Annotated in this window: 15 protein-coding genes and 2 tRNA genes; 10 read left to right on the top strand and 7 right to left on the bottom strand. The window is 57.7% G+C overall.

Annotated elements, in window-relative coordinates:
- Positions 1 to 81: 81 nt before the first annotated feature.
- Positions 82 to 1,377, bottom strand: coding sequence for an ATP-dependent Clp protease ATP-binding subunit ClpX (clpX, locus tag HMPREF3147_RS11475; protein ID WP_010190911.1), 1,296 nt, complete (start codon positions 1,375 to 1,377; stop codon positions 82 to 84).
- Between the two features lie 199 nt (positions 1,378 to 1,576).
- Between clpX and HMPREF3147_RS11470 the strand changes: the two genes are divergently transcribed.
- Together HMPREF3147_RS11470 and fabG are read left to right on the top strand one after the other, a co-directional pair.
- Positions 1,577 to 2,881, top strand: coding sequence for an MFS transporter (locus HMPREF3147_RS11470; protein WP_070447798.1), 1,305 nt, complete (start codon positions 1,577 to 1,579; stop codon positions 2,879 to 2,881).
- A 41-nt stretch (positions 2,882 to 2,922) separates the two neighbouring features.
- Positions 2,923 to 3,693, top strand: a complete 771-nt coding sequence (fabG, locus tag HMPREF3147_RS11465; protein WP_070447795.1) for a 3-oxoacyl-ACP reductase FabG — start codon at positions 2,923 to 2,925, stop codon at positions 3,691 to 3,693.
- Positions 3,694 to 3,746: 53 nt separating this feature from the next.
- On the opposite strand, the gene HMPREF3147_RS11460 is transcribed toward fabG, so the two are convergent.
- Both HMPREF3147_RS11460 and HMPREF3147_RS11455 read right to left on the bottom strand, forming a co-directional pair.
- Positions 3,747 to 4,370 carry an ATP-dependent Clp protease proteolytic subunit gene (locus tag HMPREF3147_RS11460; RefSeq protein ID WP_070447792.1) on the bottom strand — a complete coding sequence of 208 codons (624 nt, stop codon included), beginning with the start codon at positions 4,368 to 4,370 and terminating at the stop codon, positions 3,747 to 3,749.
- A gap of 21 nt (positions 4,371 to 4,391) precedes the next feature.
- On the bottom strand, positions 4,392 to 4,991 hold the full coding sequence (locus HMPREF3147_RS11455; RefSeq protein ID WP_010190917.1) for an ATP-dependent Clp protease proteolytic subunit: 600 nt from the start codon (positions 4,989 to 4,991) through the stop codon (positions 4,392 to 4,394).
- Positions 4,992 to 5,129: 138 nt separating this feature from the next.
- Here HMPREF3147_RS11455 and HMPREF3147_RS11450 point away from each other — a divergent pair, with 138 nt between their 5' ends.
- The 6 genes from HMPREF3147_RS11450 to HMPREF3147_RS11425 all read left to right on the top strand — a co-directional run bounded on the left by HMPREF3147_RS11450 (position 5,130) and on the right by HMPREF3147_RS11425 (position 10,593).
- On the top strand, positions 5,130 to 5,810 hold the full coding sequence (locus tag HMPREF3147_RS11450) for a metal-dependent transcriptional regulator (RefSeq protein ID WP_010190918.1): 681 nt from the start codon (positions 5,130 to 5,132) through the stop codon (positions 5,808 to 5,810).
- Positions 5,811 to 5,925: 115 nt separating this feature from the next.
- The gene (gene nrdI / locus HMPREF3147_RS11445) at positions 5,926 to 6,393 is read left to right on the top strand and encodes a class Ib ribonucleoside-diphosphate reductase assembly flavoprotein NrdI (protein ID WP_005324049.1); all 468 of its coding nucleotides are present in this window, start codon (positions 5,926 to 5,928) and stop codon (positions 6,391 to 6,393) included.
- Between the two features lie 50 nt (positions 6,394 to 6,443).
- Entirely contained in the window at positions 6,444 to 8,639 is a 2,196-nt protein-coding gene (nrdE, locus tag HMPREF3147_RS11440; protein ID WP_070447783.1) for a class 1b ribonucleoside-diphosphate reductase subunit alpha, read from the top strand.
- A 51-nt stretch (positions 8,640 to 8,690) separates the two neighbouring features.
- A complete protein-coding gene (gene nrdF / locus HMPREF3147_RS11435) occupies positions 8,691 to 9,716 on the top strand; it encodes a class 1b ribonucleoside-diphosphate reductase subunit beta (protein WP_023020918.1) in 1,026 nt (341 codons plus the stop codon).
- Entirely contained in the window at positions 9,700 to 9,972 is a 273-nt protein-coding gene (locus tag HMPREF3147_RS11430; protein ID WP_034655492.1) for a hypothetical protein, read from the top strand. The genes nrdF and HMPREF3147_RS11430 overlap by 17 nt, the downstream gene beginning before the upstream one ends.
- 39 nt (positions 9,973 to 10,011) lie before the next feature.
- On the top strand, positions 10,012 to 10,593 hold the full coding sequence (locus HMPREF3147_RS11425) for an NADPH-dependent FMN reductase (protein WP_070447780.1): 582 nt from the start codon (positions 10,012 to 10,014) through the stop codon (positions 10,591 to 10,593).
- A gap of 173 nt (positions 10,594 to 10,766) precedes the next feature.
- Here HMPREF3147_RS11425 and tig read toward each other — a convergent pair whose 3' ends face one another.
- From tig to HMPREF3147_RS11410, 3 genes are all read right to left on the bottom strand, one after another.
- On the bottom strand, positions 10,767 to 12,125 hold the full coding sequence (tig, locus tag HMPREF3147_RS11420; RefSeq protein ID WP_070447777.1) for a trigger factor: 1,359 nt from the start codon (positions 12,123 to 12,125) through the stop codon (positions 10,767 to 10,769).
- A 73-nt stretch (positions 12,126 to 12,198) separates the two neighbouring features.
- Positions 12,199 to 12,272: transfer RNA gene (locus HMPREF3147_RS11415), tRNA-Pro, on the bottom strand.
- 137 nt (positions 12,273 to 12,409) lie between these two features.
- Positions 12,410 to 13,228 carry a hypothetical protein gene (locus tag HMPREF3147_RS11410; RefSeq protein WP_070447774.1) on the bottom strand — a complete coding sequence of 273 codons (819 nt, stop codon included), beginning with the start codon at positions 13,226 to 13,228 and terminating at the stop codon, positions 12,410 to 12,412.
- 187 nt (positions 13,229 to 13,415) lie between these two features.
- Here HMPREF3147_RS11410 and HMPREF3147_RS11405 point away from each other — a divergent pair.
- A tRNA-Gly gene (locus HMPREF3147_RS11405) sits at positions 13,416 to 13,490 on the top strand.
- 157 nt (positions 13,491 to 13,647) lie between these two features.
- Positions 13,648 to 14,475 (top strand): aldo/keto reductase, encoded by an 828-nt coding sequence (locus HMPREF3147_RS11400; RefSeq protein WP_070447771.1) that lies wholly within the window; start codon positions 13,648 to 13,650, stop codon positions 14,473 to 14,475.
- Here the strand turns inward: HMPREF3147_RS11400 and HMPREF3147_RS11395 are convergent.
- Entirely contained in the window at positions 14,472 to 14,945 is a 474-nt protein-coding gene (locus tag HMPREF3147_RS11395; RefSeq protein ID WP_070447768.1) for a ribose-5-phosphate isomerase, read from the bottom strand. The genes HMPREF3147_RS11400 and HMPREF3147_RS11395 overlap by 4 nt on opposite strands.
- Positions 14,946 to 15,001 lie beyond the last annotated feature (56 nt).

Raw genomic sequence — 15,001 nt, 5'->3', positions numbered from 1 at the left:
GGCGTTTTTAGACCTGAAAACGCCATGTAGACAGCACAAAAGGCATCTTCAACCTTGAAGATGCCTTTTAAGAGATGCCGTTTAGGCGGATTCCTTCGCCTCATCCGAGTACACGAACTCCGGCTCGCCGCCGTCGGTCACGCAGTCCTGCGTGATGTGGACGCTGGCGATGTCCTCGCGGTCTGGGAGGTCATACATGATGGGCACGAGCAGCTCCTCCATGATGGCACGCAGGCCGCGGGCACCGGTCTTGCGCTCGAGCGCGAGCTCGGCGATTGCCTCCAGCGCCTCATCCTCGAAGTGCAGCTCCGCACCATCCATGCTGAACAGGCGCTGGTATTGCTTGACCAGCGAGTTCTTCGGCTCCACGAGCACCTTAACTAGCGATTCGCGGTCCAGGTTATCCACCGTGGCAACCACCGGCAGGCGGCCGATGAACTCGGGGATGAGGCCGAACTTCACCAGGTCCTCCGGACGCACCTGGGAGAAGAAGTCGACTGATTCCTTCTCATCCTTAGTTTCCAGCTTGGCGCCAAAGCCCACGCCCTTCTTGCCCACGCGCTCCGAAATCACCTTATCCAAGCCCGCAAAAGCACCGGCCACGATGAAAAGGATGTTCGTCGTATCCAACTGGATGAATTCCTGATTCGGGTGCTTGCGCCCACCCTGCGGCGGGATCGCCGCCACGGTTCCTTCAAGGATCTTCAGCAGCGCCTGCTGGACGCCTTCACCGGACACATCGCGGGTAATCGATGGATTCTCCGACTTGCGGGAGATCTTGTCCACCTCATCGACGTAGATGATGCCGTGCTGCGCGCGTTCCACATCAAAGTCCGCAGCCTGCAGCAGCTTGAGCAGGATGTTCTCGACGTCCTCGCCCACGTAGCCAGCCTCGGTCAGGCTCGTGGCATCCGCGATGGCGAAGGGGACGTCCAACAAACGCGCCAAGGTCTGCGCCAAGTAGGTTTTACCGGATCCCGTCGGGCCCAGCATCAGGATGTTGGACTTAGAAATCTCAACTTCTTCATCCTGCGCCTTCTTCCGGCGGCCCTCCAGGCCCGCGGCCTCCTCAGCCTTGATGCGCTTGTAGTGGTTGTACACAGCCACCGACAACACGCGCTTGGCCTGGTCCTGGCCAATGACGTACTTATCCAGAAAAGCCGAAATCTCCGAAGGACGCGGAAGGCGCATCTCCTTCTCTTCGTCCGCCTCGGCCTGAGCCGCGCCGAGCTCCTCCTCGATGATTTCGTTGCAGAGCTCGATGCACTCGTCACAGATGTAGACGCCGCCGCCGGCGATAAGCTTCTTCACCTGCTTCTGACTCTTTCCACAGAAGGAACACTTGAGCAGGTCAGCGCTTTCTTGCATACGTGCCATGAAGGCCTTTCAACTCTTTTCTCTGGGGTTATGGTGGGGCGATTTTACCGCAGTTTGTTCCACTCTAGTAAACCACTCAGACTCGAGCGCTATTCCTCACTCAGCGGCGCGCCCTTGAATTTAAAACGGCAGTTAGTGGACATAGACAGAGCGGTTCACTAACTTACATCGAAACCGCTCTATCAGCAGAAAGATTTTCATGGACATCCGCGAACTCATCGACCGCTCCCCCATGGGCGCACGCCAATGGCTCATCATCGCCATTGCCCTCTTCCTCAATGCACTCGACGGCTATGACATGGTGGCCATGGCCTTCGGCGCCGGCACCGTCAGCGAAGAGTTCGCGCTGTCCGATTCTTCCCTTGGCTGGCTCCTGTCCTCCGCCCTCATCGGCATCGGCCTTGGCTCGCTCTTCCTCGCCCCGTTGGCTGACCGCCTTGGACGCACCACCCTCATCACGGTCTCGCTCGTCATTGACCTCGTCGGCCTCGTGCTCACCGCCCTCGCGCCTACATTTAGCCTGCTGTTGCTGTGCCGCCTCATCACCGGCATTGGCGTCGGCGGCGTCCTTGTCTGTGTCACCGTGCTCGTCAGCGAGTACTCCAACTTGCGCTTCCGCGGCCTGGCCGTCGCCATCTACGCCTCCGGCTATGGCCTCGGTGCCTCCTTCTGCGGCGTTGTCGCCTCCTCCTTCGATACCTGGCAGCCCATATTCTGGGTTGGCGCAGCACTCACAGTTGCCGCCCTTATCCTCACGGTTACTTTCGTCCCCGAGTCCGCAGACTTCCTCGCCGCCCGTGGCCGCATGGACACGGTGCGCACCATCACCGCCAAACTCGGCCTCACGGGAGAGGTCAGCGTCCGCCCGCGCACCAGCCACAAGGCCTCCTACAAGGACCTCGTCTCGCCGCAGTTCCTGCGCACCTCCATCAAGCTCTGGCTGGCCTTCAGCTTCATCATGTTTGCCTACAACTTCACCTCACAGTGGACCCCGAAGCTTCTTACCGCCGAGGGCCTTACCGCCCAGCAGGGCATCATCGGCGGCATCATGCTTTCCTTCGGCGGTGCTATCGGCGCCATCCTCTTCGGCCTGTTCACCACGCGCATCGACGCCCGCCCCCTGCTCATCGTCTTCTGCCTCATCTCCTCCGTCGTCCTCGTCGGCTTCATTAACTCCACCGCCGTGCCTTCCCTCATGTTTGCCCTCGGAGTCGGCGTAGGCCTTACCCTCAACGCCTGCATCTCCGGCCTCTACACCGTCACCCCGGAGGCTTACCCCTCAGCACTGCGCACCACGGGTACGGGCGCTGCCATCGGCATCGCTCGCGTGGGCGCTACCCTCGCTCCCATCCTGGCGGGCTATCTGCTCGAAAGCGGCTGGACCCCAACGGGGCTCTACACCCTCGCCGGCGCTACCGCTGTGTTGGCCGGAGTCTCCCTCATCGGTGTGCGCGCCTACACGGCAACCACCAAGCAGACAGCACCCCAGACCGTGGCGGCCTAGGCTGGAGGGGGCACACAGCCCCAACCGCTTAGGAGCAGCACATGTTTAATCTTCAGGACCACGTTGCCATCGTCACCGGCGGCGCCGCCGGAATCGGCCGCGGCATCGTCAGCGCTCTGCGCGAAGCAGGTGCCACGGTCGTCATCGCTGACCTCAACCTCGAGGCTGCACAGAAGACCGCCGAAGAACTCGGGGCGGACGCCCTGCTTGTCGACGTCACCTCGCGCGACTCCGTCCGCAACCTGTACCGGGACGTCGTCAAGCGCTATGGCCGCATCGATATCGTCTGTTCCAACGCCGGTGTCTTCCCCAACTGCCCGCTCGAGGACATGACCGACGAGCAATGGGACGCCATGTTCGCCATCAATACGCACGGCACGTTCACCGTGGTGCAGGAAGCACTGCCCTATATGAAGGAGGCGGGCTACGGGCGCATCGTCATCACCACCTCCATTACCGGCTCGCACACCGGCTACCCAGGCTGGGCGCACTACGGCGCTTCGAAGGCCGCACAACAAGGCTTCATGCGCTCCGCGGCACTGGAAGTTGCCCGTGATGGCATCACCATCAACGGTGTTCTGCCGGGCAACATCCTCACCGAGGGCTTGGAGGGCCAAGGTCAGGAGTACCTCGACCAAATGGCACGCTCCGTCCCCATGCACCGCTTAGGCTCCCCGCGCGATATCGGCAACGCCGCGGCCTTCCTCGCCTCCCGCGAGGCAGGCTACATCACCGGCCAGACCCTCATTATCGACGGCGGCCAAATCCTCCCCGAATCTCCCGAGGCCATCCTGCCGCCCTACGAAGCCTAAGCATGACCGAAGCCCCGCTATCAACTAGACAGCGGGGCTTTAAGCTTGATTACTTAGGCATTGAGCTTGCGGTAATCAAAGACGGTATCGATGAGACCGTATTCGACGGCTTCCTGCGCGGTGAGGATCTTGTCGCGGTCGGTATCGATGCGCACCTGCTCTGCGGTTCGGCCGGTGTGCTCGGCCAGGGTCTCCTCCATGAGGCGGCGCATGCGCTCGATCTCGTTGGCCTCGATCTCAAGGTCCGACACCTGGCCCTGCGTGCCCTGCGTACGCGGCTGGTGAATCAACACACGAGAGTTCGGCAGCGCAGCGCGCTTGCCCGGAGCACCGGCGGCCAACAGAACAGCCGCTGCGGATGCGGCCTGGCCCAGACACACGGTCTGCACGTCCGGACGGACGTAGCGCATGGTGTCGTAGATAGCCATCAGCGCGGTAAACGAGCCACCCGGGGAGTTGATGTACATCGTGATGTCGCGGTCCGGATCCTGGGACTCCAAGACCAGCAGCTGCGCCATGATGTCGTTGGCGGAGGTGTCATCGACCTGGGTGCCCAGGAAGATGATGCGCTCTTCAAAGAGCTTGGAATACGGGTTGGTGGTCTTCGATCCCTGTGCGTTCTGCTCAATGAACTCCGGCAGAACGTAGCGGGAAGAAGGCATCTGAAGGTTAGACATAGTGATAAAGCTCCTTGTTCCCTAGTTGGTGATAGGACCGTTGACGGACTCGATGACGTGGTCGACGATGCCGTATTCCTTGGCCTGCTGGGCGGTGAACCAGCGGTCGCGGTCCGAATCCTTGGTGATTTGCTCGAAGGTCTGGCCGGTGTGCTCAGCGATGAGCTCAGCCATCTCGCGCTTGGTCTGCGCGAACTGCTCGGCCTGGATGGCGATATCTGCGGCGGTACCACCCACACCAGCGGAAGGCTGGTGCATCATGATGCGGGCGTGCGGCAGCGCGTAGCGCTTGCCCTTGGTGCCGCCGGAGAGCAGGAACTGGCCCATCGAAGCGGCCAGGCCCATGCCATACGTAGCCACGTCGCACGGCGAGTACTTCATCGTGTCGTAGATGGCCATGCCCGCGGTGACCGAGCCACCCGGGGAATTGATGTAAAGCGAAATATCGCGCGTGGGGTCCTCTGCGGACAGCAGGAGGATCTGGGCGCACAGTTTGTTGGCAATCTCATCATCCACCTGGGTTCCCAGGAAGATAATGCGCTCGCGCAGCAGGCGCTCATACACGCTATCGCTCAGATTCATACCCGTAGACGACGAGTTCATTGAAATCTTCTCAGACATTAATGGTTCTCCTTCAAGTGAAGAATGCTTTAACTGGCCCCACCTTACCGGCATTCCTCTCAAACTTGGCCTCTGTTCGCTATGAGCGTTGGGGCGCAGCACCAAAGGCGCATACGGAAGCTGGGTTAACATTTGCTCATGTCTGTTTCCGAGCTATCCACCAGTACCCAGAACTATTTGAAAGCAATCTGGGGGCTAAAGGAATGGTCGTCCGAGCCCGTTACCGCCACACTTATAGCGAAACAGTTGGGACTCAAGCTCTCCTCGGTTTCCGATGCAGTGCGCAAAATGTCGAAGCAAGGGCTCGTGTCACACACGCCCTATGGCTCTGTGGAGTTAACCGAACTTGGCAGGCAGTACGCATTGGTCATGGTGCGCCGCCACCGATTGCTTGAGTCTTTTTTGGTTCAAGCATTGGACTACACGTGGGACGAAGTCCATAATGAAGCCGAAAATCTCGAACACGCGGTGTCCGACATGCTCATAGAACGTGTAGATAAGTTCCTTAATTACCCCACTAGGGATCCGCACGGCGATCCTATCCCTACGGTTGATGGACAGATCACAATCCCCAGTGCGCACCGTCTCACCGACAGCGGTGCACAACCGCAAGTGACCGTGGAACGCATTTCTGATTCCGACCCACAACTGCTGAAGTTCCTTGAAGAGCGCGGCATTGTCACAGGGGCTGTTCTTAGCACGCGCGAGGGAGCGCCCTTTTCAGATTCTCTCGAAATACAGGTGGCCGGCAGCACTCAGTGGGTAGTGCTTGGACGCCCAGCTACCGACGCAGTGTTTGTAGCACACCACAGCCGTTAGACCTTCCCCTTTGCATTAATCCTACTCTCACCTGCCCTTTTCAAAACTACGTTGGGCCGTAGTTGCAACTACGCCATTGCGTAGTTAGTCTTTTCGAATATCACCTATCCCACTTATGGCTAAGGCCAGGATGAGCAGGATTGCTATGTCAGACTCACCAGATTTGGTGTATTTTTCTAGCGTTTCAGAAAACACAAAAAGATTCGTCGAACGCTTAGATAGACCCGCGGTGCGCATTCCGCTGCGCCCCAAGAAAACCGGGATGATCCAGGTTTCACACCCGTACGTACTCATCGTTCCCACCTACGGCGGAGGCTCGCTCAAACGCGCAGTCCCCAAACAGGTCATCGACTTCCTCAATGACCCAATCAACCGCTCCTTTATCCGGGGCGTTATTACCTCAGGGAATACCAACTTCGGAAGTGCTTACTGCGTCGCCGGACGCATCATTTCCGCCAAGTGCCACGTACCGGAGCTGTATCACTTCGAGCTTCTCGGCACCCAGAAGGACATTGCCGCCGTAAAGCAGGGCCTTCAAAAGTTTTGGGAGCAGCAAAAGCAGCTAACGATGACACCCCATTAATCCCCCACAAGATGAAGAACACATCCGCATCACACAGATTGGACAACACAATGTGGTCTCTTGATGCCACCCCCACACAGACTATTGGCGCTACGCCCCGCACTGCTTCAGCAGACAATGCCGGCGGTGTCGGCAAGCGCAAAAGCTACCACGCACTCAACGCGCAGCTGAACTTGTTCGACGCTTTTGGAAAAATCCAGTTTGACAAGGACATTCAGGCAGCACAAGACTATGTCACGCACCATGTCGCTCCCCGCATGCATCAGTTCGATTCCACCAAGCAACGCTTGGAATGGTTGGTTGATAACGAGTACTACGAGCGGGATTTCCTTGAGCTTTATGATGACGCCTTTCTGTGCGCCATGTACGACAGAGCACATCAAGCTAAGCACCAGTTCCGCACCTTCCTCGGCGCATTTAAGTTCTTTACTTCATATGCACTGAAAACCTTTGATGGCTCCCGATTCCTAGAAGGCTACGAAGAACGTGTCGCCACCACAGCTTTATACCTTGCACAGGGCGACGAAGAGCTCGCAGAAAAGCTGGTGGATGACATCATGACCGGACGCTTCCAGCCCGCCACCCCTACTTTTCTCAACGCAGGCAAAGCCCAGCGCGGCGAAATGGTCTCCTGCTTCCTTCTGCGAATCGAAGACAATCTGGAGAGCATTGGCCGCAGCGTGAACTCTGCACTGCAACTATCAAAGCGCGGTGGTGGAGTGGCCTTGTTGCTGAGCAATCTGCGCGAATCCGGAGCCCCGATCAAAAAGATTGAGAACCAGGCTTCCGGCGTAGTCCCAGTCATGAAAATTCTCGAAGATAGCTTCAGCTATGCCAACCAATTGGGCGCCCGGCAGGGCGCTGGAGCCGTCTACCTGCATGCGCACCATCCAGATATTCTTCGCTTCCTGGATACCAAGCGGGAAAATGCCGATGAGAAAGTCCGCATCAAGACTCTTTCGCTGGGGGTTGTTATTCCAGATATAACCTTCCGGCTGGCCAAAGAGAACAAGGATATGCATCTTTTTAGCCCGTATGACATCGCTCGCGAGTACGGCGTAGCCATGTCTGACATGTCCATCACCGAGTACTACGACGAGTTGGTTGCCAATCCGCGAATTTCTCACACGACCATTAAAGCCCGCGAGTTTTTCACCACGCTGGCTGAGCTTCAGTTTGAATCCGGATACCCCTACATCCTCTTTGAGGATACGGTCAACCGCGCTAATCCCCTCAAAGGACATATCAATATGTCCAACCTGTGTAGTGAAATCCTCCAGGTCAACACGCCCTCGACCTACGGAGCTTCGGGTGACTACACCACCGTCGGCCAGGATATTTCCTGCAATCTAGGTTCCCTCAACATAGCGAAGGCTTTTGAATCACCGAACTTCGGGGAGACCGTCGAAACCGCGGTGCGTGCCCTCACGAAAGTTTCAGACCTGACGAATATCGAAGCTGTTCCTTCCATCGCTCACGGAAATGCTTCCATGCATGCCATTGGTCTGGGCCAAATGAATCTCCACGGCTTCCTTGCTTCACAGCGTATTCCTTATGGCTGCGCCGAGGCACTGGACTTTACAAATATCTATTTCCTCACGGTGACCTACCATGCGCTCCGCGCATCCCATGCACTCGCGGTTGAAAAAGGTCAACGATTCACAGGCTTCGAAGAATCCACCTATGCCACTGGCGCCTACTTTGACAAATACATCGACCAAGACTGGGTGCCAGCCACTGAACACGTAAAACAGCTCTTCCATGAAGCAGGCGTGCAGATTCCTCAACGCGAGGATTGGCTACGGCTCAAGAAACAAGTGATGCAAGACGGCATCTACAACGCCTACTTGCAGGCAGTTCCACCCACTGGATCAATTTCCTACATCAATGACTCCACCGCGTCCATCCACCCGATTGCCTCCAAAATTGAAATACGCAAGGAAGGCCGCTTGGGGCGCGTGTACTACCCCGCGCCGGAAATGACCAACGACAACCTGGAGTATTTCGATGACTCCTACGCCGTGGGATACAAAAAAATCATCGACACCTACGCCATGGCCACCCAACACGTGGACCAAGGACTTTCCCTGACCTTGTTCTTTACCGCTGATACCACCACGCGGGACATCAACAAGGCACAAATCTATGCCTGGAAAGCCGGAATCAAGACCCTCTACTACATCCGTTTACGCCAATCCGCGCTCCAAGGAACCGAGGTCGAAGGCTGCGTCTCCTGTGCTTTGTAGGAGCACGGCCCTCCCCTTGTCTACAACCATTCACTCAGAAAGAAGGAAGCTATGTCTTCAACATCGAACAGTGCTGAACTAACCAGCATTTCAGTTACCCCGCCGAGCTACCGGCATGATCCTTCAGCCCGCATCCGCGCCATCAATTGGAACCGGGTGAGCGATGACAAGGATCTTGAAGTGTGGAACCGTCTCACCGCCAATTTTTGGTTGCCAGAGAAGGTCCCGCTTTCTAATGATCTCCCGGCGTGGCAGAAGATGACGCCCGAGGAACGCAACCTCACCATGCGGGTGTTCACGGGACTCACCACCCTGGATACTGTCCAGGCCACTGTGGGAGAAATCTGTCAGATTCAAGATGCCCGCACCGAACACGAGGAGGCCGTGTATACCAACATCGCCTTCATGCAGTCAGTCCATGCCCGTTCTTACTCTTCAGTGTTTTCTACCCTGAGCAGTACAAAGGAAATTGATGAAGCATACCGCTGGGCGGTGAATAACGACCTTCTCCAGGCACGCGCCAAGAAAGTGCTCGCGCACTATTTTGGGCCGGATCCACTCAAACGCAAGGTGTCATCGACGCTGCTTTCCTCGCTGCTTCTCTACGCGGGTTTCTATCTTCCCTTGCACTTTTCTGTCCACGCCACCCTGACAAATACGGCAGACATGATTCGCCTCATTCTGCGTGACAAGGCAGTGCACGGCTACTACTCGGGCTACAAGTATCAGCGCGGTTTGGAATCCACGACCCCGCTACGGCAGAAGGAAATGCATGATTTCACCATTTCTTTGCTCGAAGAGCTTTATGCACTAGAGCTGGACTATTCCGGCGAGCTATATGAGCCTTTGGGACTCATGGATGATGTAGCCGTGTTCGTTCGCTATAACGCCAATAAGGCACTCATGAATTTGGGCTACCCGGATTACTTCCCGCCCGAAGAAACGGAAGTGAACCCAGAAATCCTCGCGGCCCTAGCCCCCGGAGCAGATGAGAACCATGACTTCTTCTCCGGATCTGGTTCCTCCTATGTCATTGGTACTGCTGAAGAAACGAGTGATGATGACTGGGATTTCTAAACCTTTTCCGCGACCGGACCAAGGAAGCTGGCTTGAGACCATCGCGCTGTTTGAAGCCATCCGCGAAGGAAACCAACCCGCAGCCATGCGGCTGTTGAATACATCCGCCGCACGAGAGGCCGTCCTCGGGGGTCTTCTAGGGCTCATCGAACTGTACTTCCGCCATGAAGAAGGAGACAAAGTAGATGGCTTCCTCACCGCCGCCCACGCTGCCGGCCCACCACCGGCCTTTGGCTGCAAGCCTTTTCTCCCTTGACCACGTCTCCCTACACCCAACTAAGAAAGAAGGTTTACCATGACCACCCCACGTATCAGCGTTATCGTCGGCAGCCTGCGTCGAGAGTCATTTGCACGCAAGATTGCACACGAGGTGCTCACAATGATCCCTGAAGACTACGAGGCAAACATCGTGGAAATCCGTGACTTGCCGCTCTATGACTTTGACTACGATGACCCCGCCGTCACGGACAAGCCCACTCCGGCTGAGTACACCACCTTTCGCGAGACCATCAAGAACTCGAGCGGGATCCTCTTCATTACGCCAGAGAACAACCGCACTATCCCCGCCTGCCTCAAAAACGCAGTGGACATCGGCTCTAAACCCAACTCAGATGTGGCGTGGAAAAACCTTCCCGCAGGTATCATTAGCCACTCTGTAGGCCGCATGGGCGGCTACAGTTCACAGAAGAACCTTCGCCTCGCCCTGTCCTACTTCGATATGCCGCTCCCTGGTCAGCCCGAAGTATTTCTGGGCCAATCCCCCACCCTTTTCGAAGAGTCCGGACATCTCAATCAACGCACCGCAGACTTTGTCAAGGATTACGTTATGCGCTTCCTGCAGTTGACCGACGAGGCCTTTAGAGCCACGAACGGCTAGCGGTATCCCCAGCCAACACCCATCGCGCCCTCTACGAAGTACTCAAAGACTCCTAGAGGGCGTTCACAATGACACAAACCCCGGATTCAGGCTCATCCTTGAGTTACCTGAATCCGGGGTTTCATGCGCGCTCGCCACCACACATGTGGCAGCAGCGCGTTACAAGCGGGAGATTACTTCTCCTCGGAATCTTCAGCAGCGTCCGCTTCTTCGATTTCACCGAAGTACTGGTCAACGTCAACCTTGTTGCCCTCTTCATCGGTGACCTCGGCACGGCAGATGGCCATTGCCAGGGCCTTGCCACGGCGAACGTCAGAGAACAGGTTGCCCAGCTGGTTGCTGGACTGCAGCTGCTGGATGAACTGGTTCGGGTCCATGCCGTAAGACTGCGCGGTGAACAGGATGTGGTCGGTCAGCTCCTGCTGGGACACCTCCGGCTCCTCGATCTCAGCCAGGGCGTCGAGGAAGAGCTGGGTGCGGACGGATTCCTCAGCGGACTTGCGAGCATCAGCGTCGAACTCCTCGCGAGTCGTGCCCTGTGCCTCAAGCAGCTGGGCCAGAGCCTTCTCGTCGTGAGCCAGCTGACCCATGACCTGGTGCAGCTGAGCGTGAACCTGCTCATCAACGATGGAGGACGGCAGCTCGAAGGAAACCTCAGCCAGAGCGGCCTTCAGGACCTCATCGCGGATGGCAGCAGCCTGCTCGGACTTCTTGGTCTCCTCGACGCGGGACTTGGTGTCCTCTCGCAGCTCATCGATGGTGTCGAACTCGGAGGCCATCTGTGCGAACTCGTCGTCGAGATCCGGCAGCTTGCGCTCCTTGGTCTGCTGGACGTGGACCTTCACGGTGGCCTCTTCGCCCTCGTGCTCACCGGACTGGATGGTGGTGGTGAACTCGTTGTCCTCATCGGTCTTCATGCCACGGAGTGCGGTATCGAGACCCTTAATCAGGTTGTCGTCACCGATGCGGTAGGTCATACCCTCGTGGGAAGCCTCATCCAGCTTGGTGCCATCAACTTCGGTGGTGATGTCGACGATAGCGAAATCACCGGTCTTCATCTTGCGCTTGGTGTCCTTGAGCTCACCGAAGCGGGAAGCCAGGTCCTCGAGCGCCTTGTCGACGTCCTCTTCGGAAGTCTCCAGCGCCGGCACCTTGACGGAGATCTTGGAGAAGTCCGGCACCTCAATCTCAGGACGGATATCTACCTCAGCGGTGAACTCGACAAAGTCGTTGTCCTCCAGCTTGGCAATGTCAATCTCCGGCTGACCAATAACCTTGAGATCGTTTTCTTCAACGGCCTGCTCGTAGCGGGACGGCAGCATGTCGTTGACGACCTGCTCGAGGATGGGGCCACGACCAAAGCGGGCGTCGATAAGCTGGCGCGGAGCCTTGCCCTTACGGAAACCCGGGATGGAAACCTGCTGCGCGATCGCCGCGTAGGCCTGATCGATTTCCTTGTCCAGCTCAGCAAACGGAACGTTGACGGTGAGCTTGACGCGGGTATCGCTCAGCTTGTCTACGGTGGTCTTCACGAGAAACTCTCCTGATTGTGATCGTTCAAAGATGAAATTAGGGGGCCTGGATGAGTGTCCAGGCCCCCATACGTCGGGGCGACAGGATTTGAACCTGCGACCCCCTGCTCCCAAAGCAGGTGCGCTACCAAGCTGCGCCACGCCCCGTATGGAAAGCCTCTGCGCCCGGAAGTTCCGCACGCAGCTGCGCTTCATACTGGGGCTAGTGTACCGATAGCTGCTTGACTATCCCAACACCGGCCCCAATTAAACTTTGTTTCCCCACGTCAGGGGCAGCTTTAGCGCTAGAAGTCGAAGTCGAAATCAAACATTCCGCCATCGCCCCCGTCGCCACCAAAGAGGCCGTCGAAGAAGCCGCCTTCCTCGCCTCCCCCGGCGCCACCGGCACCCATGTCTCCGGCACCATCCATGGCACCGGGGTCCATGCCGTCGGCGCCGCCCATGTCTCCGCCCCAGTCACCGTTTTCTGCGGCTGCGGCGGAGTAGCCAACGCCGGACATACCCGCGAACATCGCATTGAACATCATGGAGTAGCCCACCATCCACACACCGGTGGTCAGCGCATCAGCCCACCACGGACGCGAGTACCAACCGGCCGGGACCGGGCGTCCAGCCACGACACCACCCGGGTAGTAGTTGGGGGTTTGCGCTGATGCGCTTGGCGACGCCGTCAGCGTCTCCCCGTTTGCTTCTACCGTGCGGGTCTCCGTCACCTTGCCGGCCTGGCGCTGGCCCTCCAGCGGTGGCAGCTCCGGGCCCGGATCCATGCCCATAATCTCGCGCGCGGCCGCCACATAATAGAGCCCCTCCAACGCGGACTCGCGCGCTAGGTGCGCTTGCTTGACGGTTGTGGCGCGGGAAATTGCCGAATTGGCCGCGGTAAAACGCTCAGAGGCATCCGCCATAGCCTGCTGGGAGGCGGTATCCGTACCGCTCAAGTTCATCACCTGGCCACCCAAACGCTCAGTCCAGCGGCGCGCATCCGCCATCGCATCCTCAAAACGCTGGGATTCTCGCAGCTCTTGCTGCTTCTTCCCGTTGCGCGAAGAAAGGAACCAGGCGCCGCCGCCGACGACGAGGATAAGGAGCAATAACGAGCTCACGAAAGCACCACTTTCACTAAAGAGTCGAATTGTGTGTTGTTGGGATTATGTACCTATCCAAAATAACGTCCTTTACCCCTTTCTAGTTCCCATTTTCTTTTCAGCACCCGTGTGCGCTAAAGTAATGCGCACGCCGAATCAATGGCTTTCAAAGTCGAGGCTTTGAAAGTTGGAGATCGTCGGTTGTGGGAATGTCGTATAGTGGCTAATACCTCAGCCTTCCAAGCTGAAGACGCGGGTTCGATTCCCGTCATTCCCTCCAAAAAGCTGCACTGAGCACCTATTTTAGCTAGCCGGTGCGGCTTTAGTCGTTTTTGATTCTGTGGCGCTACTCCACACTCGGAGCACTCCGGTGATTCGCGTAGGCCATAACTTTCCTTTTCTGCGCGGGTGACCAAGCTCTGCGTAGAGTGGGCCGCATGACAGTACCGAATATTGAACTCAACGACGGCAACACCATCCCCCAGCTCGGCTACGGCGTCTTTAAGGTTGACCCCAATAAAACCGAGGAGCTGGTCCTCGAAGCCCTCAAGGTGGGCTATCGCCACATCGATACCGCCGCTATCTACGGCAACGAGGAAGGTGTGGGCCGCGCGATTGCCAAGTCTGGCATCCCACGCGAGGAACTGTTCATCACCACGAAGCTATGGAATGACCGCCAGACTGACGCAGCCGCAGCCCTCGACGAGTCCCTAGAGAAGCTGGGCCTTGACTACGTGGACCTCTACCTCATCCACTGGCCCTGCCCGGACAACGGCCACTACGTCGAAGCATGGAAGCAGCTTATTGAGCTGAAGAAGGCCGGCAAAGCCAAGTCTATTGGTGTTTCTAACTTCGAACTGGAGCACCTGGACCAGCTGGAAACCCAGACTGATGAAACCCCCGTGGTCAACCAGGTAGAGCTGCACCCTTACCTGCAGCGCTGGCGCGAGCTCGATGCCTTCCGCGCCCACCAGGTGCACATCGAGGCCTGGGGTCCACTAGGTCAGGGTAAGACGGATCTCTTCGAGCAGCCGGAAATCACCGAGCCTGCCGAAAAATACGGCGTTTCCCCCGCTCAGGTGATCATCCGCTGGCACCTACAAAATGGCGTCATCGTGTTCCCGAAGTCCGAAAACCCGGAGCGCATAGCGCAGAACTTCGATGTATTCGGCTTCGAGCTTGATGAATCCGAGATGGCTGCGATTACTGATCTCGACCTCGGGGAAGAGGGCCGCGGCGGCACTCACCCCAAGGAAATGAACTAAGCCTCCGGAAGCTCCGGCGGAATGTTGGTGCGCTCGTACTCGGCAAGAATGTCGATGCGACGCTGGTGGCGCTCAGCACGGGACCATTCCTGATCAAGGAAGGCATCCACGATGGCGAGTGCCTCCTCCTCGGAGTGCATGCGGCCACCGATGCCGATGAGCTGGGCATTGTTGTGCTCACGAGCCAAGCGGGCGGTCTCGGGGGACCAAGCCAGGGCGCAGCGCGCGCCCTTCACCTTATTCGCGGCAATCTGCTCACCGTTGCCGGAACCGCCCAACACGATGCCGAGTGAGCCCGGATCGTTGACGGTCCGCAGCGCGGCCTCGATACAAAATGCCGGGTAATCATCCTCGGCGTCGTACTCGTGGGCACCGCAGTCAATGACGTCGTGGCCCTGCTTCTCCAGGTGTTCAGCGATGACGTTCTTCGTCTCGAACCCTGCGTGGTCTGCTCCTAAATAAACGCGCATGCCCCACATCTTAGCGGGCAGGTGTGATGTCTAGCGACTTTTTGGACACGGAGTCC

The organism is Corynebacterium sp. HMSC05D03 (assembly GCF_001807205.1).
Taxonomy (GTDB): domain Bacteria; phylum Actinomycetota; class Actinomycetes; order Mycobacteriales; family Mycobacteriaceae; genus Corynebacterium; species Corynebacterium aurimucosum.
Note: the sequence above shows the minus strand (reverse complement) of the source record. Positions and strands in the feature narration are given on the sequence as shown.

Bases quoted from the DNA above. Each gene is read 5' to 3' on its own strand.
- HMPREF3147_RS11470 (WP_070447798.1), top strand. From the start codon at position 1,577: ATGGACATCCGCGAACTCATCGACCGCTCCCCCATGGGCGCACGCCAA.
- clpX (WP_010190911.1), bottom strand. From the start codon at position 1,377: ATGGCACGTATGCAAGAAAGCGCTGACCTGCTCAAGTGTTCCTTCTGT.
- HMPREF3147_RS11425 (WP_070447780.1), top strand. From the start codon at position 10,012: ATGACCACCCCACGTATCAGCGTTATCGTCGGCAGCCTGCGTCGAGAG.
- fabG (WP_070447795.1), top strand. From the start codon at position 2,923: ATGTTTAATCTTCAGGACCACGTTGCCATCGTCACCGGCGGCGCCGCC.
- HMPREF3147_RS11400 (WP_070447771.1), top strand. From the start codon at position 13,648: ATGACAGTACCGAATATTGAACTCAACGACGGCAACACCATCCCCCAG.
- nrdF (WP_023020918.1), top strand. From the start codon at position 8,691: ATGTCTTCAACATCGAACAGTGCTGAACTAACCAGCATTTCAGTTACC.
- nrdE (WP_070447783.1), top strand. From the start codon at position 6,444: ATGTGGTCTCTTGATGCCACCCCCACACAGACTATTGGCGCTACGCCC.
- nrdI (WP_005324049.1), top strand. From the start codon at position 5,926: ATGGCTAAGGCCAGGATGAGCAGGATTGCTATGTCAGACTCACCAGAT.
- HMPREF3147_RS11430 (WP_034655492.1), top strand. From the start codon at position 9,700: ATGACTGGGATTTCTAAACCTTTTCCGCGACCGGACCAAGGAAGCTGG.
- HMPREF3147_RS11455 (WP_010190917.1), bottom strand. From the start codon at position 4,991: ATGTCTGAGAAGATTTCAATGAACTCGTCGTCTACGGGTATGAATCTG.
- HMPREF3147_RS11460 (WP_070447792.1), bottom strand. From the start codon at position 4,370: ATGTCTAACCTTCAGATGCCTTCTTCCCGCTACGTTCTGCCGGAGTTC.
- HMPREF3147_RS11395 (WP_070447768.1), bottom strand. From the start codon at position 14,945: ATGCGCGTTTATTTAGGAGCAGACCACGCAGGGTTCGAGACGAAGAAC.
- HMPREF3147_RS11450 (WP_010190918.1), top strand. From the start codon at position 5,130: ATGTCTGTTTCCGAGCTATCCACCAGTACCCAGAACTATTTGAAAGCA.